This window comes from Micromonospora sp. NPDC003776 (genome assembly GCF_053605645.1).
This window is the reverse complement of the sequence record NZ_JBSGJR010000044.1, coordinates 1-22,193: the sequence shown is the minus strand read 5'-3', so window position 1 is coordinate 22,193 and position 22,193 is coordinate 1. Positions and strand designations below refer to the sequence as shown.

Here is a 22,193-nt window from a genome sequence, read left to right as displayed (position 1 = left end):
TACAACCTCACACCCAAACCCGGTTTCGAGCGGTACACCATCCAGGTCGGCTGGAACCCGCACCCGCCCAGCGTGGCCACCACGGCCAACGCCAGACCCCCGATCAGGGGGCCTCGTGATGGTCTCCTCACCCGTTACCCTCCGGTCAACTCTGGTGACAGGACGGGTGAAGGCTAGGAACAACCGATACACGCCGGGCTATCTCTCAGCTACTTTTCAGCCGGCGTCGGCGGTGCGGGCGGTCAGCCCGCGAGGTCAAGCGACTTGATCACCACCAGCGCGAGCAGCAGCACCGCCAGCCCGACGAGCACCGCCATCTGCACCACGGTGCGCCGCTTCGCCGGGGCGTACGCCAGGCCGACGGCGGCGGCCCCACCGACCAGCAGGCCGCCCAGGTGGCCCTCCCACGAGGTCCAGCCGGCGGAGAGGACCATCCAGATCAGGAACGGGATGATCAGCCGGTTGGCGTCGATCGGGTGGTGGTGCAGCCGTCGGGTGAGGACGAAGTAGCAGCCGGCCAGCCCGTACACCGCGCCGGAGGCGCCGATGGCCGGCTGGTGCGGGTCGACGAGGAAGCCCAGGACCGTCCCGCCGACGGCGGAGAGCAGGTAGACCGCGAGGAACCGGGCCCCACCGAGGCGTTCCTCGACGACCCGGCCGAGCACCCACAGCCAGTAGAGGTTGAACACGATGTGCAGGATGCCGAGGACGCCCTCGGTGGGCAGCGAGTGCAGGAAGGCCGGGGTGATCAGCCGGTACCACTCGCCGTGCGCGATCCCGATCGGCCGCAGCCCGTCGTACGGGCCACCATCGTCGACGTACTGCTGGCCGGCATCGTCGACGAGCCCGGTGCCGAGGCTGTCGAACTGGCCGATGAGCGCCGGCCGGGCCAGTTCGGCCAGGTAGGCCAGCACGGTGAGCGCGACCAGCGCGTAGGTCACCACCGGCCGGCCGGTCACCCGGCCGCCGAACACCGTCCGCGCCTGGCGGACCGTGCGGTTGTCCTCGCGTACGCAGTCCGGGCAGCGGTGCCCCACCGGGGCCTCACGCATGCAGTCGGGGCAGATATGGCGGTCGCAGCGGGCGCAGCGCAGCAGCGTCTCCCGCTTCGGGTGCCGGTAGCAGGTGGTGGCGGCGGCCTCCGAAGGCTGGCCGGTGCTGATCGTGTCCATGGGCAGGCGGTCCCCGGGTCGTTCGTCGGCGGTGGTACCGGAAGGGCCCCCGGCCGCACGGCGACCGGGGGCTCTTCGGTGGACGGTCAGCGTAGCCGTCCGCGGCTGAGGTCAGTAACGGCTGAGATTCTGCACCGGGCACATCACGATGCGCGGGTTGGCCTCGGGCTTGAGCCAGGTGAGCACGCCGACCAGGTGGGAGTGCGACAGGCTCACACAGCCGGCGGTCGGGCCGGACGGGTTCGTGCTGAACTCGTGCAGGAAGATCCCGCTGCCCGCGTTCGGCACCGGCGTGGGCACGTTCGGGGGCATGTTGTAGGTGATCACGGCGAAGTGCGTGTAGGCGGGGGTCTCCTTCCACAGCGCCTCGCTGTAGCCGCCGGGATTGGTGCTGGTGTGCTGGAACGTGTTGTAGGCCGAGGAGTTCGGGTTCTCGTTCCACCAGTCGTTGGTGACCAGCTGGTGGTAGGGGTAGCGGACGCCCGGGTTGGCGGCGATGCCGTACATGGTCGTGCCGATGGCGTAGACGCCGGTCGGCGTGGTCGGAACCCCCTCGACGTGGTTGTCGCTGAAGCCGTTCTTACCGATCCGGGCGGGCAGCGCCGCGGAGACCGGCGTCCAGCGACCACGCACCTTCCCGTACGTCTCCAGCGTGGCGTAGGTGGTGCTGTAGCCGTCGCCGGTCACGATGATGACCTGCTGGGTGGACGGCGGCAGGCTCTTCAGGTAGGCGGCCTTGTTGCTCGGGACCGGGAACCAGCCGGGCTTGGTGTAGGCGCCGCCGAGGGTGCCGGTGGTGGCCGTGGCGTCCCGGGTGGTGGCCGCCGCGGGCGTCGCACCGGAGGCGATGACGGGGGCCGCGACGCCGGCCGCCGCACCGAGAATCAGAGATCTCCGCTTCATTCGGAAGATCCTCGCACCTCACGCGTTTCCGCACTGTCCCCTAAGGGATGAATTTTCGCGGTATCTGGGAGGGCCTGGGCGAGCTGGCGTATGAGGCGGGAAACGCCGGACGGGTCAGGACCGGGTCCGCAACTCCCCGGTCCTGACCCCCAGCCGTCCGGTGTGGTAGCGGTAATTCGCCGCGCGAGCGCGGCGGGCGTGGCACGCCGCCCACGCCGGGCTCAACACGGCGAGCCGGCCCGCATGCACTCAGCTCCACGGTGCCCAACTACCGGACTTCGGCGCGTCCCCGACTCACCCCGAAGAGCCGTGAACGCGGGCTCAGGTTAGGCAGCTTTCCGCAGGCCGAACAAGCCTTTGCCAGGCCGCGAGAATGTGATTGATACCAACGTTGAAATGCGGCATGTCGGCGTAACACGGTCAGCCGACCTGGCGCTGTTTGTCGTCGAGGCGATCACTCGGACGGGCCGGTCGCAGGCCGCCCGCGGCGGCCGCCCCGACCATCATCGCGACCGCCGCCAGGTGCAGCAGCCGCACCCCGCCCACCGCCGGATCGGTGGCCAGCGGCAGGGCCGGCAGCGCCAGGCCGCCCAACGCGATCACCGCGAGCGCCGCCCGCCAGAAGACCACCGGCCGGGCCACCGGCAGGGGTGGCCGCACCCCCTGAAAGATCTCACGTCGCCGCGCGGCGTGCACCGCCAGGGCGAGCACCACCACGCCGCCGCCCAGCGAGCCGAGCACGTCGGCGAACTGCCACCAGTACAGGCCCGTCGCCGCGTGGAAGTCGGCGATCCCGAGCAGCCGCGGCCAACGGTCGCTGTGGGTGATCCGGTCCCAGCCCACATGACTCGCCGCGCCGATCAGCGCCGAGCAGACCGTGACCTGCCAGGGATGGCGTACCGCGCCCAGCGCGGCGTGGTCCCGCCAGCCGAACAACCGCTGCCCGGGCAGGTGCACCGCCACCCCGGCGATCACCCGGCGCACCAGCCAGGCGTACGCGAGCGCGACCGGCAGGCACCACCAGAGCAGCCCGCCCACCGTGTGGGTCCGCCGGTCCGGCGACCACGAGACGCCGGTGAACAGGTACGTGACGTCCGGCGCCACCGCCCCGGTGGCCAGGGCGACCCCGTCGAACCAGCCCGGCCGCCACAGCTTCAGCGGCAGCACCGGCGCCAGGTGCGAAGGGAAGGTCAGCGGCACCTCCGGGACCCTACCGGCCGGTTCAGAAGTGCCGGGCCAGGTCGGGGAAGGCGGCCAACCGGATCACCCCCGCGTCGGTCGGGTCGAGCTCGTCGTCCTCCAGCACCCAGGTGTTCTCGTTGGGGATGAACACCGCGTTCATGCCGGCCGCCCGGGCGGGCAGGATGTCCGAGCGCGGGGAGTTGCCGATCATCCAGGCGGCGCCCGGGTCGAAGGCGTGCTCCCGGGCCAGCCACCGGTAGGTCTCCACGTTCTTCTCCGGCACGATGTGCGCGGCGCCGAAGTGGTGCAGCAGCCCACAGGCGTCCAGCTTGCGCTGCTGCTCCTCCCGGTCGCCCTTGGTGAGCAGCAGCAGCCGGTGCCGGGTGGCCAGCTCGTCCAGGGTCTGCGCGACCCCGGGCATCAGCTCCACCTGGTGGCCGATCAGCGCCGCCGCCAACTCCTCGATCTCGGCGCGTTCCCGCGCGGTCGCCGGCCGCTCCCGCAGCTTCTCCAGGCACTCGCCGAGGCTGCGCAGGAAGACCTTGCTGCCGTAGCCGTGCGCCACCGCGTTGGCCCGCTCGATGTCGTCCAGCACCGCCCGGATCTCGGTGCGGTCAAGCGTCGGATGGTCCAGCCAGGCGAGGAAGTCGTCGATCACCCGCTCGAAGACCACGTTGTTCTCCCAGAGCGTGTCGTCGGCGTCGAAGACGAGCACCGCCGCCTCCCGGCGCTGTGGCATCGTTACCCCTCCCGTGCTGGTGGACCGGGGCACGCTACCGCGCCCGGGCCGGCCGGGACACCCGGGTTTCCCGGTCAGCGGCGCAGGGTGAGGATGAGGTCCGCGACCAGGGCGGTCCAGCCCGTCTGGTGCCAGGCGCCCAGCCCGGCGCCGTTGTCGCCGTGGAAGTACTCCGGGAAGCAGAGCAGGTCACGCCAGTCCGGGTGGGTCTGGAACAGCTGCGCCGCCCCGTAGATCGGTCGCCGGCCCCAGCCGTCCCGGGTGAACAGGGCGATCAGCCGGGCCGACAGGTCGTCGGCGATCTCGTCCAGGGTGCGCTTCACCCCCGACCGGGTCGGGTACTCCACCTGCAGGTCGTCACCGAAGAAGGCGGCGTAGTCGCGCAGCGCGCTGATCAGCAGGAAGTTGGTCGGCATCCAGATCGGGCCACGCCAGTTGGAGTTGCCGCCGAACAGGCCGCTGGTCGACTCGGCCGGCTCGTACCCGACGCTGAACTCCTGGCCGCCGAGGGTCACCGTGAACGGCTTGTCCAGGTGCGCGCGGGAGAGGGTACGCAGGCCGTACTCGGAGAGGAACTCGTCGGTGTCCAGCATCCGGGCCAGCAGCCGGACCACCTGCTCCGGGCCGACCATGGACAGCAGCCGCTGCTGCCGGCCGTCCGGGCCCAGCCGGCGGGCGCCGATCACCTCGGCGTACTCCGGGCGGTTGGTGAGGAACCAGCGCAGCCGGGCGCCCAGCTCGGGCAGCCGCCGCAGGGTACGCGCGGTCAGCCGGGTCACCGCCGCCAGCGGCAGCAGCCCCACCACCGAGCGGACCTTCAGCGGCACCTGGGTGCCGTCGGCCAGCCGCAGCACGTCGTAGAAGAAGGCGTCCTCGGCGTCCCACAGCCCCTGGTCGTACGCCGCCGCGGCGATGTACGCGAAGTGCTCGAAGAACTTCGTCGCGGTGTCCACGTACGCCCGGTCGTGTTCGGCCAGCACGATCGCCATGTCCAGCAGGTTCAGCGCGTACATGGCCATCCAGCCGGTGCCGTCGGACTGCTCCAGCACCCCGGCCACCGGCAGCGCCGCCGAGCGGTCGAACGGGCCGACGTTGTCCAGCCCGAGGAAGCCACCCTCGAAGACGTTGTTCCCGCCGGTGTCCTTGCGGTTCACCCACCAGGTGAAGTTGAGCAGCAGCTTGTGCATCACCCGGGCCAGGAACTCGTGGTCCCGGGAGCCGTCGATCTCGAACACCTTCAGCGCCGCCCACGCGTGCACCGGCGGGTTCACGTCCCCGAACGCCCACTCGTACGCCGGGATCTGCCCGTTGGGGTGCAGGTACCACTCGCGCAGCAGGAGCAGCAGCTGCTCCTTGGCGAAGCCCGGGTCGACCCGGGCGATGGTGACGCAGTGGAACGCCAGGTCCCACGCCGCGTACCAGGGGTACTCCCACGGGTCCGGCATGGAGATCACGTCGAAGCTGTTCATGTGCCACCAGGCACTGTTGCGCCCGTGCCGGCGCCCGGCCGGCGGCGGCGCCGAACCCGGATCGCCGGCCAGCCACCGCTGCACGTCGAAGTGGTAGAACTGCTTGCCCCACATCAGCCCGGCGATGGCCTGCCGCGCCACCAGCGCCTCGTCCTCGGTCGCCGCGGCCGGGATGACGCTGGCGAAGAAGCGGTTCGCCTCGGCCCGCCGGGCCCACAGCACCGCGTCGAAGTCGTCCCCCAGGTCGGCCGGGGGCGGCGGGGCGCTCGCCGGCGGCGGGGCGGTGCGGGTCAGCCGCAGCCGGATCTGCCGCTGGCCACCGGCCGGCACGTCCAGCACGTAGTGCAGCGCGCCCTTGGTCCCCTCCCGGTCCGGGTTGACCGTCTCCGCGCCGTTGACCACGTGGTCGTTGATGCCGTCCTTCGGGTACGCCGAGCGCCCCGGCAGCCCCCACAGCCGCTCGGCGTTGGTGTCGTTGTCGCACAGCAGCGGGGTGGGCTCCCCGTCCCCCTCCAGCAGCAGCTGGCCCAGCACCCAGTGCTCGCCGACCAGCCGGGAACCCGCCCCGACCAGCTTCGGTACCCGGTCCCCGCCGGGCAGCCCCCACGCCCAGGTGTTGCGGAACCACAGGGTGGGCAGCACGTGCAGGGTCTCGTCCCGGTCCCCCCGGTTGGCGACGGTGATCAGGATGCACAGGTCCGTCGGCGACGCCTTCGCGTAGTCGACGGTCACCGCCCAGTACCGGTCGTCGTCGAAGATCCCCGTGTCGACCAGCTCGTACTCGGTGTCGTCCCGGCCGCGCAGCGCGTTGACCGCGACCAGCTCGTCGTACGGGAACGCCGCCTGCGGGTAGTGGTAGCGCCAACGCATCCACGAATGGGTGGGGGTGGAGTCCAGATACCACCAGTAATCCTTGGCGTCCTCCCCGTGGTTGCCGCCGTCGCCGCCGAGGCCGAACATCCGCTCCTTGAGGATCGGGTCGCGCCCGTTCCACAGCGCCAGGGCGAAGCAGAACGTCTGCCGGTCGTCGCAGACGCCCGCCATGCCGTCCTCGTTCCACCGGTAGGCTCGGGACCGCGCGTGATCGTGGGGGAAGTAATCCCACGCCGTGCCGTGTTCGCTGTAGTCCTCCCGTACCGTCCCCCACGCCCGCTCGGACAGATAGGGACCCCATGCGCGCCAGTCCTGCTCCCCGGCATCGGCCTGGGCGAGCCGGTGCCGCTCGGGGTCGGGGGTCGCGGAGGTCGGACGGTCGGTGATCATCCGCACATCTTCGACGCCGCCGGGGTACTTCTCCACAGCGGCCATTGTCGTCGTGAGGCGTCACACCTCGCTGCCGGTGGAGGAAAGTTGATCGACATCCGGTTCGGCCCGCAGGTCTGCGGCGACCTCGCCACCGCCTCGACCAGGGAGTGGCTGGTCACCGACGGCCGCGGCGGCTACGCCATGGGCACCGTCGCCGGGCTGCGCACCCGCCGCTACCACGGACTGCTGGTGGCGGCCGGACAAACCCCGGCGTCCCGCCGCGTGGGACTGGTCAGCCTCGACCCGGCGGTCACCCTGCCGTCCGGGCGGCAGGTCCGGCTCGGCGCCCACGAGTGGTCCACCGGCGTGGTCGACCCGCGCGGGTTCGAGCTGCTGGAGCGCTTCGACCTGACCGACGGGGTGCCCCGCTGGCGGTGGCGGATCGGCGACGTGGTCATCGAGCGGGAGATCGCCATGGCGTACGGCCGCTCCTGCGTGGCGGTCGTGCACCGGCTGGTCTCCGGCGGCCCGGTCCGGTTGGACCTCGCGGCGGCCTGCACCTGGCGGGACGCGCACGGCGAGCGGCGCGCCGACGGGCCCACCCCCCGGCTGGAGCCGGTGGCCGGCGGGGCGGTGATCGAGGGCGCGTTCCGGCTGGCCGGCCCGGACTGGACCCCCGAGGGGCAGTGGTGGCTGGGCGTACGCCACCGGGAGGAGGCGGCGCGCGGCCTCAACCCGGACGAGGACCTCTGGTACGCGGGCCGGTTCTCCGGCAACCTGGACGAGCCCGGCGCCACGGTGTCGGTGCTGGCCTGGGCGGACGACCTGGCCGAGGAGCCGGTTGCGGCGACCGCGCTGGTCGAGGCGGCCCGGCGGCGCAACCGGGCGGTGGTGGCCGCGGCCAAGCCGGACGACCCGGTGGAGGCCACCCTCGCCCTGGCCGCCGACGCGTTCGTGGTGCGCACCGGCACCGGGCCGGACGTGGTGGCCGGCTACCCCTGGTTCGGCGCCTGGTCCCGGGACACCATGACCTCCTACGAGGGGCTCTTCCTGTGCACCAACCGCTCCGAGGAGGGCCGGGAGCTGCTGCGGGCCTACGCGGCGACGCTGTCGGAGGGGATGCTGGCCAACACCGCCGACACCGGGCGGGTCGAGTACAACACGGTCGACGCGACGCTGTGGTTCCTGCACGCGGTGAGCCGGCACGTCACCGTCACCGGCGACACCGACCTCGGCGACGAGCTGCTGCCCGCGCTGCACGCCGTGGTGCAGGCGCACGTCGCCGGCACCCGCTACGGCATCGGCATGGACCCAGCCGACGGGCTGCTCACCCAGGGCGGCCCGCCCGACGTCGCGCTCACCTGGATGGACGCCCGGGTGTACGGGGTGCCAGTGACCCCCCGCACCGGCAAGCCGGTGGAGGTGAACGCGCTCTGGGTCAACGGGCTGGCCGCGCTCGCCGACCTCACCGAACTGGCCGGCCGGGACGCCACCGCGCTGCGCGGGTTGCACGCGAAGGCGGCCGCCTCCTTCCGGGAGCGCTTCCCCGCGCCGACCGGATGGCTGCACGACGTGGTGGACGCACCCGCCCCGGCGTACCCGCTCGGCGGCGCGCCCACCCACGACGACGACCTGCTGCGCCCCAACCAGCTGCTCGCCTGGTCGCTGCCGCACGCCCCCCTCGAACCGGACGAGGCGACCCTGCGCCGGGTGACCGAGGCGCTGTTCACCCCGCTCGGCCCGCGCAGCCTCGCCCCCGACTCCCCCGGCTTCACCGGCCGGCACCAGGGCGGGCCCGCCGAACGGGACTCCGGCTACCACCAGGGCACCGTCTGGCCCTGGCTGATCGGGCCGTTCGCCGACGCCCACCGCCGGGCCGGGCTGCCGGTCGAGGACCTGCTGGTCGGCCTCGAGGGGCACCTGACCGAATACGGCCTCGGCTCGGTCAGCGAGACCGCCGACGGGCTACCCCCACACACCGCCACCGGCTGCCCGTTCCAGGCCTGGTCGGTCGCCGAACTGCTGCGCGTACGCCGGGCCGGCCGGTAGCGCTTTACAGACCGGCAACCAGCGCGTCTCCGCTGGTTATCGACCGCTGGGCAGGATGGGCTGCGACCCCACGCATGGGACACGACTCAGAGGGGGCCGCGTGTCAGCTGAAGCCGACATCATCGACATCCAGCCCACCCGGCACCAACGGGTGCTGATCCTGTCCTGGGAATACCCACCCGTGCTCGTCGGCGGCCTCGGCCGCCACGTACACGCCCTCTCCGTCGCGCTGGCCGCCGCCGGCCACGAGGTCACCGTCGTCACCCGCCACGCCGAAGGCGCGCCCCTCGAGGAGTACGCCGACGGCGTACGCGTGCTACGCGCCGCCGAGGACCCCGTCCGGTTCCCCCTCGCCACCGGCTCGCTGCTGGCCTGGACCATGGCGTTCAACCACACCCTCACCCGGACCGCGCTGCGCGCCGCCGACTCCGGCGGCTACGACGTCATCCACGCCCACGACTGGCTCGTCGCGCACACCGCAGTCACCCTCGCCGAACACCTCGACCTGCCCCTGATCACCACCATCCACGCCACCGAGGCCGGCCGACACCAGGGCTGGCTGCCCGAGGAGATGAACCGCACCATCCACGGCGTCGAACACTGGCTCAGCAACGCCTCGGCCCGGGTGATCGCCTGCTCCGGCTACATGCGCGACCAAGTGGCCCGGCTGTTCGAGGTGCCCACCGCGCGGATCGACGTGGTGCCCAACGGGGTGGACGACCGGGCCTGGCAGGCCCGCCCCCGCGCGGTCGCCGCCGCCCGCGCCCGGCTCGCCGGGCCCGGCCCCCTCATCGGGTACGCCGGCCGGCTGGTCTACGAAAAGGGCGTACAGCACCTGGTGCACGCGGTGCCGCACCTGCGCGACCGGCACCCCGGGCTGCGCGTGGTGATCGCCGGGGACGGCCCGTACCGGGCGGAGCTCGTCGACCAGGCACAGCGGCTGCACCTCGACGAGACCGTACGGTTCACCGGCTTCCTCGACGCCACCCAACTCCCGGCCGTGCTCGGCGCCACCGACGCCACGGTGATCCCCAGCCTCTACGAGCCGTTCGGCATGATCGCACTGGAAGCGGCCGCCGCCGGGGCGCCGCTCGCCGTCGCCAGCACCGGCGGCCTGGCGGAGATCGTCGAACCCGGCGTCACCGGCGTCACCTTTCCGCACAGCGACCCGGACGCCCTGGCCGGCGCGGTCGACCGGCTACTCGGCGACGAAGTCTTCGCCCGACGGGTCGCGCGCCGCGCCCGCAGCATGGTCACCGAGCGGTACGGCTGGGCCACCATCGCCGCCCGCACCGCCGCCAGCTACGCCGCGGCCCGCCGCGAACACGACACCTTCCAGGCCCGCCGGGCCGCCGCCCGGCTGGCCGATGGCCGACCGACCATCGCCATCCCGGACGGAAATCTGCTGGCCGGCGCCGCGAGCTGAGCCACGCCGGCACAGCTTCCGGCCGGCCCACTCCACCCCCTCGGCCGGCTGACCACCCGCCGTCTCATCACCGACAGAAATGTCCGACCCGCCGGTACGCACCGACATACTTCCTGGTGATCCGGCGCTGCCCGGCGGACCGCTGCCGAGCGCTTCCCCAGTGGACCGTCCGGGTGATGCCCCACGATTCGAAGGCTTGACTACAGTGACGTAGTTTTGTCGATCAAGATCTCTGGGGAAGGGCGAGTCGACATGATGGGACCGTCCCACGCGCTCTCCGGCGCGGCGGTGTGGCTGACCGGCTCCTGGGCACTGGACCAGTTCGCCGACTACCACCAGACCCCGCTGGCCCTCGCCGTGGGCACCGCGGTCTGCGCGGGCGGGGCGCTCTTCCCCGACCTCGACCTGTCCGGCAAGGTGACCCGCAACCAGGGCGGCGCCACCGTGGCCCGCACCTTCGGCGTGTTCAGCCTCTTCATCGCCGAGGTGATGGAGAAGATCTCCCTCGGCGTCTACTACGCCACCAAACTGAGCAAGGACCCGCGCCGCAACAACGGCCACCGCACGCTGACCCACACCATCCCGTTCACCCTCCTGGTCGGCTGGGGCACCACCGCGCTCTGCGCCCACTTCGGCAAGTGGGCGGTGGTCAGCATCCTGTTCTTCATGATCGGGCTGGCGCTGCGCGGACTCTTCGACGAGTGGGCCGAGCGGGCCGGCTGGGTGATCGTCACCCTGGCCTCGGCCGCCGCCGCCTGGTTCACCTTCGCCAACCTCCCCGGCGACCGCGGCTACCCGCTGATCGGCACCGCCGTCGGGGTGGGCTGCTTCGTACACATCCTCGGCGACATGATCACCCGGGCCGGCGTGCCGATCCTCTGGCCCATCCCCATCAAGCGGCGCATGTGGACGATGGTCGGCCTGCCCAACAGCATCGCCCTGCGTACCGGGAGCAAGGCCGAGACGGTCGTGCTGCGGGTGGCGATGACCATCCTCGCGGTGCTCGCCGCGGTGGGCCTGGTCGCGCCGTCGGTGCTGCACCGGTTCAACATCGAAGTTTGACGGGACTATCCGGCTCGCCGACACACTTGCAAGCGGGTGAGATCAGCCAGACGGTACGTTGTGAACGTGAAGCTGGTCGTGCAGGTCAGGCTTTTTCCCGATGGCGGCCAGGAAGCAGCCTTGCAGGACACATTGAGCCTATGCAATGCCGCCGCGAATGTCGCTTCTGCTGACGGACATCGGGCGCGGGTGTTCGCCAAGCAGTCGCTGCAGCGGCTCACCTACCACCGGCTTAAGGACATGGGGTTGTCCGCCCAGCCGGCGATCCACGTCGCCCGTAAGGTCGCGGGAGCGTACGCCACCCTGACCGCGAACATCCGTGCCGGCAACCTCGGCAAGCCGGGATCGAAGCGCCGCCGCAAGGCCGAGGCGAAGCCAATCAGGTTCCGTCGGGACGCCGCCCAGCCGTTCGACGACCGCTGCCTGTCCTGGCAGATGGCGTCCCGCACGATCTCGATCTGGACGACGGCGGGCCGACAGGCAGGCATCCGCTTCGGCTGCTCAGAGGCGCAGTACGCGGTGCTGGCCGCCCACCGCAAGGGCGAGTCCGACCTGGTACACCGCGACGGCAAGTGGTTCCTCTACGCCACGTGCGACATCCCTGACGTCGAGGTGAAAGAGCCTGACGGGTTCCTCGGCGTCGACCTGGGCATCGCGAACATCGCCACCACCAACGACGGCACCCGACACAGCGGCAAGGGCCTGAACCAGGTGCGCCACCGTAACCAGCGCCTACGGGCCAAACTCCAGCGCATCGGCACCAAATCGGCCAAGCGGCTACTGAAAACCCGCCGCCGCAAAGAAGCCCGGTTCGCCGCCGACACCAACCATCGCATCGCCAAGCAGATCGTGACCGAGGCCGAACGCACCGGCCGCGGCATCGCCCTGGAAAACCTCACGGGCATCCGCGACCGGGTACGGCTCCGACGGCCCCAGCGGGTCACACTGCACACGTGGGCCTTCCACCAACTCGGCCAGTTCATCGCCTACAAAGCGACACGGACCGGAGTAGCGCTCGCTCACGTCGACCCGGCATACACCTCGCAGGGCTGCTCCGCCTGCGGGCACATCGCCAAAGCCAACCGCCCCAACCAATCCACCTTCCGATGCACGTCGTGCGGCTTCGCTGAGCACGCCGACGTGAACGCAGCCCGCAACATCGCCACACGCGGTGCCGCGGACTGGGCAGCCGTCAGCCTGCCGAACGCGGCGTAAACGATGCAGCCAGCACCGAACAACGACCCGCAAGCTCAGCCCGTCAGGGCCAAGTCGCTGACCATTGAGGTGTGAACGCATGATACGACCGCCGGCCGACTCAGCCGATATGCCGGCCCGCCCTTCTCCCGTGCCGGCTAAACGCGCCCGTCCGCCGGCCGAGGACGCGGCGGTGCCCGGGTTCTGGCAGGGGCTCGGCCTGCCGGGGCTCGCCGACGTGCACACGCACTTCTTGCCGCCCCGGCTGCTGCGGCGGGTGTGGGCGTACTTCGACGCGGCGGGGCCGCTGGTCGGCCGGGAGTGGCCGATCCGGTACCGGTGGGACGACGAGGCGCGGGTGGCGCACCTGCGCCAGCTCGGCGTGCGGGTGTTCACCGCGCTGGCGTACCCGCACCGGCCGGGGATGGCGGCGGCGTTGAACCGGTGGACGCTGGATTTCGCCGCGCGCACCCCGGGCTGCCTGGCCTCGGCGACCTTCTTCCCGGAGCCCGGGGCGGCCGGCTACGTCACGGACGCCCTCGACGCCGGGGCGCGGGTATTCAAGGTGCACTTCCAGGTGGGCGGCTTCCCCCCGACCGACCCGGCGCTGGACGCCGTCTGGGGGCTGCTGGCCGAGGCCGGCGTGCCCGTGGTGGTGCACGCCGGGCACGCCCCGGTGGGCACCGCGCACACCGGGCCGGCCCCGTTCGCCGCGCTGCTGGCCCGGCATCCCCGGCTGGCCGCGATCGTGGCGCACCTGGGCGCTCCCGACTATGCCGCCTTCCTCGACCTGGCCGGCGCGTACGAGCGGGTGCGGCTGGACACGACGATGGTGTTCACCTCGTTCTTCGACCAGGCGACGCCGTTCCCGGCGGCGGAGTTGCCCCGGCTGCGGGAGCTGGGCCTGGCCGGCAAGGTGCTGCTGGGCAGCGACTTCCCGAACATCCCGTACCCGTACGCGGAGCAGTTGACCGGGTTGGCCGGGCTGGACCTCGGCGACGACTGGCTGCGGGCGGTGTGCTGGGGCAACGCTGCGGCGCTGTTCGGCCTGTCGCCGGCCTGAGCGCGTGATGGTTACGCGGTAGGTTGCACAGTCATGGCCACGAGCGCGGACGTCCGTGACGAACTCGCCGGCCTTGCCGACCCGCGCCGGGCGGAGGGAGTGCGCCGGTTGCTGCAGATGGTTCCGGGCGGGTACGGCGAGGGTGACCGGGCCATCGGCGTGTCCGTGCCGGAACAGCGGATGGTGGCTGGCCGGTACTGGCGCGATCTCTCCCTGGCCGAGACGGCGATGCTGCTGAAGAGCGCGGTGCACGAGGAGAGGCTGACCTCGCTTTTCATCCTGGTGCGAAAGTTCACCAAGGGGGACGAGGAGGAACGGGGCAGGATCTTCCGCATCGTCCTGGCCAACACCGAGCGCATCAACAACTGGGACCTGGTGGACTCATCCGCGCCGTACATGGTCGGCCCATGGCTGATTGACAAGGACCGGAGCGTCTTGGATCGGTTGGCCGAATCGAGTCTGGTGTGGGATCGGCGAATCGCCGTGATGGCGACTTTCGCCTTCATCAAGGCCGGCGACTTCCAGTGGACCTTTCGGCTTAGCGAACGGCTCCTGCGCGACCCGCACGACCTTGTGCACAAGGCGGTGGGCTGGATGCTGCGCGAGGTGGGCAACCGCGACAGAGCGGCGGAGGAGGAGTTCCTGGCCGGGCGCTACCGGGCCATGCCACGGGTCATGCTGCGGTACGCGATCGAGAGGTTCGAACCGCAACGACGTAGGGAGTACCTGTCCGGTGTGGTCTAGTCGAGCTCTTCGGCCCAGCGGGCGAGCAGTTCCAGCACCGGTCTGCGTCCGGCGAACATGGCCGACTCGTCGCGCCGGTCGTAGGTCTGGCCGGTGGCGCCGCCGGCCCGGTTGAGCATCACCGGCGCGAGCCAGAAGTACTTGGCTGCGCCGGTGAGGCGGACCGCGCGGGCGGCCAGCGCCGGGTCGATCGCGCCGCGCAACCCGTCGACGTAGCCGGCGAGCACGGCGTCGGCGACCTCGGGCAGGAGCGCGACGTCGACGAGGCCGTCGAAGAAGGTGTCCAGCACCAGGTTTGCCGCGTCCTCGCCGATCGGTCCGGGTCCGACGAAGGACCAGTCCAGCAGCACCGGGCCACCGTCGGCGAGCACCAGGTTGGGCGGCCAGACGTCGTGGTGGCAGAGCGTACGCGGTAGCCGGTCGGTGGCAGCCAGCACCGCGTGCCGCCGCTCCCAGAGCCGACGCAGCCGCGCCCGGAGCGGGCTCGGCCAACTCGCCGCCGCGACGGGATGGTCCCACGGCACCGGCTCGGTCACCGGCCGGCTGAGCGTGTAGTCGCGCAGCCAGTCCCGGGCCAGCCAGCCGTACCGGGGCAGTTCGCCGGCCCGGTCCAGCCACTCGGCGTGCGCGGCGCCGAGCCGGCGGGCCGTCTCGGCGAAGTCGTCGGCCGTACCGGCGGTGCCGGGCCGACCGGGCACGTCGGCGAGCCAGAGCGCGACGCTCCCGTCCGGCCGCTCCTCGATCGCGAGGGGTTGCGGCGCGGCCAGGCCGGCCCCGGCCCAGCCGGTGGCGGCCAGCCCGCTCTGGTACGCCTCGACCTCCCGCCGCCAGTAGTTCCAGTGACCGGGGTCGGCGCTCGCCGCCCAGTGCGCCGGACCGGTGCCGCCTGCGGGCGGCGTGATCAGCTTGAGCACGGCCGGTCGGCGGTCCCGGCGGATCCGCCAGATGCCGCCGGTCACCCCGTTGAGCGGGTTGTGGGTCAGCGGGTGCGCGGGCACCTCGGCGGGAACGAGGTCGAGCGGCGGGCGGGTCATCGCGCCGAGCGTACCGGCCGGGCCGCCACCGGAGGTGCCGCCGCCGGGCGGCGGTCGCGGAGCGGGATCAGCCATGGGCCGGCGAGGAGCCCGACGGCGATCTGGGCGGCCCCCGCGACGACCAGTGTCGGGGCTTCTTGATGTATTTCGCGACACGGACTGCCTTGAGGTCCGGAGCCAGACCATGGGCGAGCCATGGGTTCTGCGTCGCAACCTCACCATGCGCCGCAGGTGTCAAGGGACATCACCGGCTGTGCCGGCGGCGAACGGCAGGCCGCGCCAGCATCAGACATGCGTGCGGTCGGCGCGTTCGGGAACCGCGAACCGCTCCGGCGCCGCCTGTGCCAGGTAGCGCCAGCTCGCGAGCGCCGCGAGCAGCGAGATCGCGGCGCCGGTGCCGATTGCGACCCTGGCGCCGTAGGTCTGCGACATCCACCCGATGAATGGCCCGCTAATGGGTGAGGTGCCGTTGATCGCCATGATCAGCAGTGAGACCACCCGGCCGCGCACCACCGCTTCAGACTCCAGCTGGACGAGCGAGGTCGCCAGCGCACGGAACGTGGTGGCGACAGCCCCGAGCACGAACATCGCCACCAGCGCCGTCCACGTCGAGGGTGCCAGCGAGACGACTCCCAGTGCCGCCGCGAACGCTGTCGCCGCACCTAGGAACGTCCGCGGCGCCGCGACCAGGATCCCGGCGAGGGACAGGCTGCCGGCGATCGCGCCCGCACCCATCGCGGCGAAGAAGTAGCCGATCATCGCGGCGTCCGGGGAGAACTGCCGAGCCAGCAACGGCACCGCGGTGTTCCACTCGTAGGCGACAAGACCAGTGACAGTCATCAGCACCAAGGCCGTCGCGATCACCGGCGTACGACGGGCGTAGTCGACGCCCTCCCGCAGCGCGCCGCGTTCCTTCGTGCGGATGTCGCGCGGCTGGATCTCGTCGGGTCGGATCCGGGTGAGAGCCACGATCATGACGAGGAAGGAGAAGACGTTGAAGAGGAAGGTCACCGCAGGGCCGGCCGAGCCGATCGCCACGCCTGCCGCGGCCGGCCCGAGCACCTTGCCCGCGTTGAACATGGTCGCGTTCAGCGAGACCGCGTTGGTGACGTCCTCCCTCGGGACAATGTCGGCGGCGAAGGTGTGGCGCACCGGCTTGTCGAAGGCCTCGACGATGCCGATCAGCACAGCGAGCAGCATGATCGCGGGGACGGCGGCCCGGTCGAGCAGCACCAGGACACCCATGGCCGCCGCCGGCACCGCGGCCGCCCAATTGGTACAGAGCAGCATCAGTCGCCGATCGATCCGGTCGGCGATGATCCCGGCCCACGGCGTCAGGAAGAGGGTCGGGGCCTGCTGCAGGCCGACGGTGACCCCGAGCAGGGTGCCCGACCCGGTGAGTTCGAGGACCAGCCAGGCCTGGGCGACCTTCTGCGCCCAGGTCCCGACCGTCGAGACGATCTGGCCGGTGAAGTACAGCCGGTAGGCCCGGTGCCGCATGGACCTGAACGTCGCCGACAGGTATCCGCTCACCGCGCAGCACCGAGCTTGGCCAGCGCACCGACGGCGTCGAAGAGCCGGTCGGCCTCGGCCGGGTCTAGCTCGGCCACCCGGTTGCGCAGGTAGTCGTTCGACCGCTCGGCGAGGCGGACCAGCAGACGGCGGCCGGCGTCGGTGATCGCGACGATGCTGCTGCGCGCGTCGAGGTCGTCGACGGTGCGGCTGACCAGGCCCCTGCTCTCCAGCGTCCCTACCAGGCGGGTGACGGTCGACTTGCCGATCTGCTCGCGTCGGCCGAGCTCGCCGAGCCGGAAGGGCCCGTGCCGATCCAGCGCGAAGAGCGCCGAGAACTGCGACGGGGTGACCTCGCCGGTCCCGGCGCTCTTGCGCAGCTTGCGCTCGAGCCGGACGACCGCGAGACGGAGAGCGTCGACCTCGTCGGGTCCGTGCGATGCCATGGCGCGATAGTACGCACTGCGTACTATCTACGTTCATCGGTCTCATGGTTTAATGGTCTGACCATCACGAGGAGCGCGCATGACGGATCCCGGAGTCCTGATCGTCGGAGCCAGCCAGGCTGGCGCCCAGCTCGCCGCGTCGCTGCGCGAGTTAGGAGCGACGTGTCCCATCACGCTGGTGGGCGCGGAGGAGCACCTCCCCTACCAGCGCCCGCCACTGTCGAAGTCCTACCTGTCGGGCAAGGCCGAGGCGGAGTCGCTCCTGCTCCGTTCGGCGGACTACTACGCCGACCACGGCATCGGCGTCGTCACAGGCGAGTGGATCGACCGCGTCGATCTCGGCGCGTCCGGGGGTCGTGCGGTCAGTGCGACGGGCCGGACCTTCGACTTCGACCAGCTCGCCCTCACGGTCGGAGGCACGCCGCGCCGGCTCGACGTTCCGGGCGCCGACCTCGGCAACGTGTTCTACCTGCGCGACCTCTCCGACGCCGCGGCGCTGCGCGCCAGCCTCGACGACGCGCGACGAGTCGTCGTCGTCGGCGGCGGCTTCGTCGGACTGGAGGTCGCGGCCGTCGCCAACAGCCTCGGCAAGGAGGTGGTCGTCGTCGAGGCCCTCGAGCGGCTGATGGCGCGCGCGGTCGCCCCGGTGGTCTCGCAGTTCTACCTCGACGCGCACGAGCAGCGCGGCGTACGGGTCCTCCTCGACACCGGCGTCGTCGGGTTCCTCGGCTCCGGCACCGTCTCCTCCGTCGAGCTCTCCGACGGGACCAGCCTCCCCGCCGACGTCGTGCTGGTCGGTATCGGCCTCGTCGCGCACACCGCGCTGGCCGAGCAGCTGGGCCTCGAGGTGTCATCGGGCGGCATCGTCATCGACGCCCATGCCCGCACGAGCATGCCCGGGGTCGTGGCCGCCGGTGACTGCACCGCGCTGCGAGCAGAGAACGGGCTGCTGCGCATCGAGTCCGTCGCCAACGCGATCGCCCAGGGCCGTGCCGCCGCGGCGACCCTCGTCGGCGTCCATGACCCGCTGTCCGTCGTCCCGTGGTTCTGGTCGGACCAGGGCGACATCAAGCTCCAAATCGCCGGCCTGAGCTCCGGTTACGACGACGTGGTGCTGCGCGGCGAGCCGGAAAGCCAGCAGTTCTCCGCCCTGTACTACCGCGGCGACCGGCTCATCGCCATCGACTCGATAAACGCGCCCCGCGACTACATGGCCGTCCGCAAGATCCTCGAGAGCGGCGCCTCCGTGCCGCGCACGGTCGCCGCAGACCTCGACGTTCAGCTCAAGACGCTGATTCCCGCCCGGCGCTGAACCTCCTGAGACATCCGCCGTGACCAGCCACTCGGGTCGACCGCTCTGATGGGAGATGAGCTGCGCGCCGCCGCTGCGACCACGAAAGGAGGAAGAGGATGAGTGTCGGAATGATCGGGCTCGGCGCGATGGGGCTGCCGATGTCGAGGAACATGGTCCTGCGCGGGCAGGACGTCGTCGGCTTCGACCTGGCGCCGGAACGAGTGCTCACCGCCGCCGAGGTCGGCGTCACGTCCGCCGGATCGCTCGAGGCGCTGATGGCCGCGTGCGACGTCGTGCTGGCGTGCCTTCCCACCGATGAGTCGATGGTCGCGTTGGTGCACGACCTGTGCCCGTACGCTCGGGCCCGGTCAGCTCTTGGTGGTCACCGGCACTCACAGCCTGGCGGTGATGTCGACCGTGGATCGGCTGTTCCACACCGCCGGGGCGAGTGTGGTCGACGCCCCGGTCGTCTTCGGCGGACCCAACGCCGACAACGGGACGCTTGTGTCGTTGCTCGGCGGCACTGAGGCCGACGTCGAGCGGGCCCGGCCGGTCGTCATGGGCTACAGCAAGGACGCCGAGCACGTCGGAGCGCTGGGCGCTGGTCAGATCGCGAAGGCGTGCAACAACTACCTCCACTGGGTTCACTCGGCCTCCAACGTCGGGGCCCTGGCGCTGGCCAAGCGCTACGGGTGGACGCCGAGAAGATGCGCGAGGTGCTGCTGAAGTCACCCGGCGACAACGGCACCCTGCGCAACTTCGACCGCTACCGGTTCACCTGGCACGAGAACGACATGGACCTCGTCCTGGATCTCGCCCAGGACGGCGACCTGATTCTGCCGATGGCCGCACTGACCGACCAACTGGTCAGGTCGATCACCCAGGGCGAGGTCGTTCGATTGCTCGGCGAGGAGTCGTGCGTCTACCTCGGCCAGACGGTCGCGGCACGCGAGGCGGGACTGGATGACTGAACCAGACCCGACGGAGGCCTCGCTGCGCCGCGGCATCGCCGCCTGCAGCCGGCTGCTCGCTCGACTCCGGCCGCCTGCTCGTTCTGGACTACGACGGCAACGTGCTGGAGAGCGACGGCAAGCCCGCCCTCTGAGCTCTTCATCCACGCCGAGATCCGTGCGCGCCCGGAGGCGCAGTCGGTCGCCCACTTCCATCACGACCCGACCACGATCTTCGCGGCGGTGCCGACCTGTCCGCTGGTCCCGGTCAAGAACCACTTCGCCCGCTGGGTCGGCGGCATCCCGGTGCACCACGACTCCTCGCACATCGACGACCCCGCCAAGGGCGAGCAGGTCGTGGCGACCCTCGACGGCCGGGACGCCCTGCTGCTGCGCGGCCGTGGACAGGTGCTGGTCGCCGAGAGCGTCCGCGCGGTCTTCACCGACGCGGTGCACCTGGCCGAGAACGCCGGAGCGCTCACCCTTGCCACCCAGCTCGGCGCGGTCGAGCCGCTGACCCATGCCGAGCTGGACCACTTCCTGGAGACGTTCGACCGGCCGAAGCACGTCGAGAAGCTGTGGAAGTACTACGCCCAGGTCGCTGCCGCGCGGGGCGTGATCCCCGCCGAGTGGATCTGACTGGATCCGCCGCCTTCGAAGGCGGGCGAGGAGTGGGCTCCTCGCTCAGGCGAGGCTGAAGGACCTGGTTAAGGGATCGTCAGTGATCGTTGGTCGGTCGTGGGTGTCGGTGTCTTCTGGTTTGATGCGGGGCGGTGGGGGGTCTGCGCCGGCGGTGAGTGTTGCCGTGTGGCGGTGCTGGCAGGTTGGCCGGGTCTGGGTGTGGTGAGGTTGGTGGCGGGTGAGTCGGATGGTGTCGCTGGCTGAGGGCGAGGCTTCCCGCACCGCCTGCGTCCGGGCTTTTGTGCGCGCCGGTGTGGATGAGAAAACCGGGCAGGTCCTGTCCCAGGCTGTGGTGGCCGAGCGTGTCGGCTGGTGTGCCGATCTGGTGGCGGGCATGGTGGGCGCCCTGATCAGCGATCACTGGAACGCCGCGGATGTGCGGGTTTTGGCCTGCGGTGTGGACGCGGGTGGGCGGAGGTTGCCGTCGAGCGCGTGGATGGCGTTGCGGCGGCTGGGTTGGACCGTCACCGTCCCGGAGGGTGTGAGGGTTAATGATCGGATCGTGCGGATGGCGCAGGAGCAGGCCGGGCGTGCGCTGCGGTCGGTGACGTGGCGTGCCGATGTGACCGCCGGAGTCCTCGCGACCTGGCCGGCCGATCCGGGTAAGCGCACTCCGCAGGAGTGGGAGCAGGTGCGGGAGGCGATCCCTGGCGGGAAGGATCTGCCGGCCAACGTCGTCAAGGCGCGTACCCGGCAGGTGGCCAGGTTCCTCAACGCCACCGGTCGCCTGCCGGTGGATGTGTTTGAACTGGAAGGCCCGCCGCGGGTGCCGCGGATGTTGTTGCTGGCCGCGTGTGACCGGCAGCAGGCCACGATCGAACGCGGCGACACCGACCCGGGCAGGGTGCTGCTGCGCCTGCAGTTGCCGACGCGGCCGGATCCGCGGGGGTATCGGGACTGGACGTGGGTGGCCTGCCCGATCAGCCTGCCGCCCACCGTCCCGGCGGACGCGGTGCTGCACCTGCCCACCCTGCAGATGGCCGGCCGGCAGGTCCGCGCCGATCTGGCCTACACCCACGCCGTGCCAGCAGCCCGGCGCACCGGGCACACGGTGGCGCTCGGGGTGGACTGGGGCCTGAACACCCTGCTGAGCGCGGGGGCCCTGCGACGGCAAGCCGACGGCCGGATCACGGCGTTGGGCGCGGGTGGCCAGTTCCGGGCCGCCGGAGTGCTCGCCAAGCAGCATCGCCTTCGCCGCCTGTCAGAGCGGCTGCACGCGAAGGTCGATCACTATCAGCGGCTCATCGGCGTCGACCGGCAGCATCGCCTCGTGGGCAAGCTTGCCGTGCTGCGTGACGAGATCCGGCACGTGTCCGAACGCCGCCAGAACCTGAACGCCGCGCTCGCGTGGGCCGCCGCCCGCTGGGCCGTGGATCAGGCGATCGCCGCGGGCGCGACAGTGATCTACGTGGAAGACCTGCGGTCGATGGAAGCCCAGGGGATGGGCGGCAGCATGAACACGCGCCTGTCCCAGCAGGTGCGCGGGAAGATCGTCGACCGGATGCGGCACCTCGCCGCCGAGCAGGGTATCGCCGTCGTCGGCGTCCCCGCCCGCAACACCTCGAAACATTGTCCGCAGTGCCTGACCCCGCTACGGCACCGCAAGGCCCCCGACCAGCCCACTGCCCCGGGCTGGAAGTGGGCCATCTGCCCCAACGTTCAAGGGTGCGGCTGGCAGGGCGACCGCGACCACGGCGCCTGGCTGCGCATTGCCGCCCGCGGCCTCACCCACCAGGCGAGGACCGTCACCGACCGCGGCAGCGGTGCCATGGCGATCCGGACCGTGCTGGACACCCTCGAAGCCGCCGCCGTCGTCACCCCCACGGTCAAGGTCAGCCGCGTGGACCGGTCGAAGACCGGCCCCACCCGGCATCAGCTACCACGCCCCGCGCCCAGGCGACGCAGGGCACCCTCCCCCACCCGGCCCCACCATGGCCGGGCGGGCAAGCGTCCGGAGGGACACGCACCAACGGACCGGCCCAGGCTGCCCCGCGCAGCCCACCGGCACCAGGACGTGAACACGATCAG

Annotated in this window: 19 protein-coding genes and 1 pseudogene; 12 read left to right on the top strand and 8 right to left on the bottom strand. The window is 71.4% G+C overall.

Annotation, left to right across the window (positions count from 1 at the left end; translation table 11 throughout):
* Positions 1 to 242 precede the first annotated feature (242 nt).
* From ACWEVO_RS06690 to ACWEVO_RS06670, 5 genes are all read right to left on the bottom strand, one after another.
* Entirely contained in the window at positions 243 to 1,172 is a 930-nt protein-coding gene (locus ACWEVO_RS06690) for a rhomboid family intramembrane serine protease (RefSeq protein WP_452306586.1), read from the bottom strand.
* Positions 1,173 to 1,283: 111 nt separating this feature from the next.
* Positions 1,284 to 2,075, bottom strand: a complete 792-nt coding sequence (locus tag ACWEVO_RS06685; protein WP_452306585.1) for a L,D-transpeptidase family protein — start codon at positions 2,073 to 2,075, stop codon at positions 1,284 to 1,286.
* A gap of 420 nt (positions 2,076 to 2,495) precedes the next feature.
* Positions 2,496 to 3,275: a DUF4184 family protein gene (locus ACWEVO_RS06680; RefSeq protein WP_452306584.1), complete on the bottom strand. Its 780-nt coding sequence runs from the start codon at positions 3,273 to 3,275 to the stop codon at positions 2,496 to 2,498.
* A 22-nt stretch (positions 3,276 to 3,297) separates the two neighbouring features.
* Positions 3,298 to 3,996, bottom strand: a complete 699-nt coding sequence (locus tag ACWEVO_RS06675; protein WP_452306583.1) for an HAD family hydrolase — start codon at positions 3,994 to 3,996, stop codon at positions 3,298 to 3,300.
* A 74-nt stretch (positions 3,997 to 4,070) separates the two neighbouring features.
* A complete protein-coding gene (locus ACWEVO_RS06670) occupies positions 4,071 to 6,773 on the bottom strand; it encodes an MGH1-like glycoside hydrolase domain-containing protein (protein WP_452306582.1) in 2,703 nt (900 codons plus the stop codon).
* Positions 6,774 to 6,815: 42 nt separating this feature from the next.
* Between ACWEVO_RS06670 and ACWEVO_RS06665 the strand changes: the two genes are divergently transcribed.
* The 6 genes from ACWEVO_RS06665 (at position 6,816) to ACWEVO_RS06640 (ending at position 14,248) form a co-directional block, all read left to right on the top strand.
* Positions 6,816 to 8,759 (top strand): amylo-alpha-1,6-glucosidase, encoded by a 1,944-nt coding sequence (locus ACWEVO_RS06665; RefSeq protein WP_452306581.1) that lies wholly within the window; start codon positions 6,816 to 6,818, stop codon positions 8,757 to 8,759.
* A gap of 55 nt (positions 8,760 to 8,814) precedes the next feature.
* Positions 8,815 to 10,185, top strand: coding sequence for a glycosyltransferase family 4 protein (locus ACWEVO_RS06660; RefSeq protein ID WP_452306580.1), 1,371 nt, complete (start codon positions 8,815 to 8,817; stop codon positions 10,183 to 10,185).
* Between the two features lie 252 nt (positions 10,186 to 10,437).
* Positions 10,438 to 11,247: a metal-dependent hydrolase gene (locus ACWEVO_RS06655; RefSeq protein WP_452306579.1), complete on the top strand. Its 810-nt coding sequence runs from the start codon at positions 10,438 to 10,440 to the stop codon at positions 11,245 to 11,247.
* Between the two features lie 66 nt (positions 11,248 to 11,313).
* On the top strand, positions 11,314 to 12,462 hold the full coding sequence (locus tag ACWEVO_RS06650; RefSeq protein WP_452306578.1) for an RNA-guided endonuclease InsQ/TnpB family protein: 1,149 nt from the start codon (positions 11,314 to 11,316) through the stop codon (positions 12,460 to 12,462).
* A 109-nt stretch (positions 12,463 to 12,571) separates the two neighbouring features.
* A complete protein-coding gene (locus ACWEVO_RS06645) occupies positions 12,572 to 13,504 on the top strand; it encodes an amidohydrolase family protein (protein ID WP_452306589.1) in 933 nt (310 codons plus the stop codon).
* Positions 13,505 to 13,537: 33 nt separating this feature from the next.
* Entirely contained in the window at positions 13,538 to 14,248 is a 711-nt protein-coding gene (locus ACWEVO_RS06640) for a DNA alkylation repair protein (protein ID WP_452306577.1), read from the top strand.
* Here the strand turns inward: ACWEVO_RS06640 and ACWEVO_RS06635 are convergent.
* From ACWEVO_RS06635 to ACWEVO_RS06625, 3 genes are all read right to left on the bottom strand, one after another.
* Entirely contained in the window at positions 14,245 to 15,282 is a 1,038-nt protein-coding gene (locus ACWEVO_RS06635; RefSeq protein ID WP_452306576.1) for a phosphotransferase, read from the bottom strand. The two genes, ACWEVO_RS06640 and ACWEVO_RS06635, sit on opposite strands and share 4 nt — an antisense overlap.
* 285 nt (positions 15,283 to 15,567) lie before the next feature.
* Entirely contained in the window at positions 15,568 to 16,815 is a 1,248-nt protein-coding gene (locus ACWEVO_RS06630; RefSeq protein WP_452306575.1) for an MFS transporter, read from the bottom strand.
* Entirely contained in the window at positions 16,812 to 17,240 is a 429-nt protein-coding gene (locus tag ACWEVO_RS06625) for a MarR family winged helix-turn-helix transcriptional regulator (RefSeq protein WP_452306574.1), read from the bottom strand. The genes ACWEVO_RS06630 and ACWEVO_RS06625 overlap by 4 nt, the downstream gene beginning before the upstream one ends.
* 79 nt (positions 17,241 to 17,319) lie before the next feature.
* Here ACWEVO_RS06625 and ACWEVO_RS06620 point away from each other — a divergent pair, with 79 nt between their 5' ends.
* From ACWEVO_RS06620 to ACWEVO_RS06595, 6 genes and pseudogenes are all read left to right on the top strand, one after another.
* Complete coding sequence (locus tag ACWEVO_RS06620; protein WP_452306573.1) at positions 17,320 to 18,552, top strand: NAD(P)/FAD-dependent oxidoreductase; 1,233 nt, start codon at positions 17,320 to 17,322, stop codon at positions 18,550 to 18,552.
* 89 nt (positions 18,553 to 18,641) lie between these two features.
* A pseudogene (locus ACWEVO_RS06615) lies at positions 18,642 to 18,884 on the top strand (NAD(P)-binding domain-containing protein); the annotation flags it as partial.
* Positions 18,850 to 19,260, top strand: coding sequence for an NAD(P)-binding domain-containing protein (locus ACWEVO_RS06610; RefSeq protein ID WP_452306572.1), 411 nt, complete (start codon positions 18,850 to 18,852; stop codon positions 19,258 to 19,260). The pseudogene ACWEVO_RS06615 and the gene ACWEVO_RS06610, both read left to right, overlap by 35 nt.
* Positions 19,227 to 19,505, top strand: a complete 279-nt coding sequence (locus tag ACWEVO_RS06605; protein ID WP_452306571.1) for a hypothetical protein — start codon at positions 19,227 to 19,229, stop codon at positions 19,503 to 19,505. Before ACWEVO_RS06610 ends, ACWEVO_RS06605 begins: the two co-directional genes overlap by 34 nt.
* 42 nt (positions 19,506 to 19,547) lie before the next feature.
* Positions 19,548 to 20,123: a class II aldolase/adducin family protein gene (locus ACWEVO_RS06600; protein ID WP_452306588.1), complete on the top strand. Its 576-nt coding sequence runs from the start codon at positions 19,548 to 19,550 to the stop codon at positions 20,121 to 20,123.
* Between the two features lie 229 nt (positions 20,124 to 20,352).
* Positions 20,353 to 22,193, top strand: a 1,841-nt coding sequence (locus ACWEVO_RS06595) for a zinc ribbon domain-containing protein (protein WP_452306587.1), incomplete at its 3' end; no start/stop codon positions are given.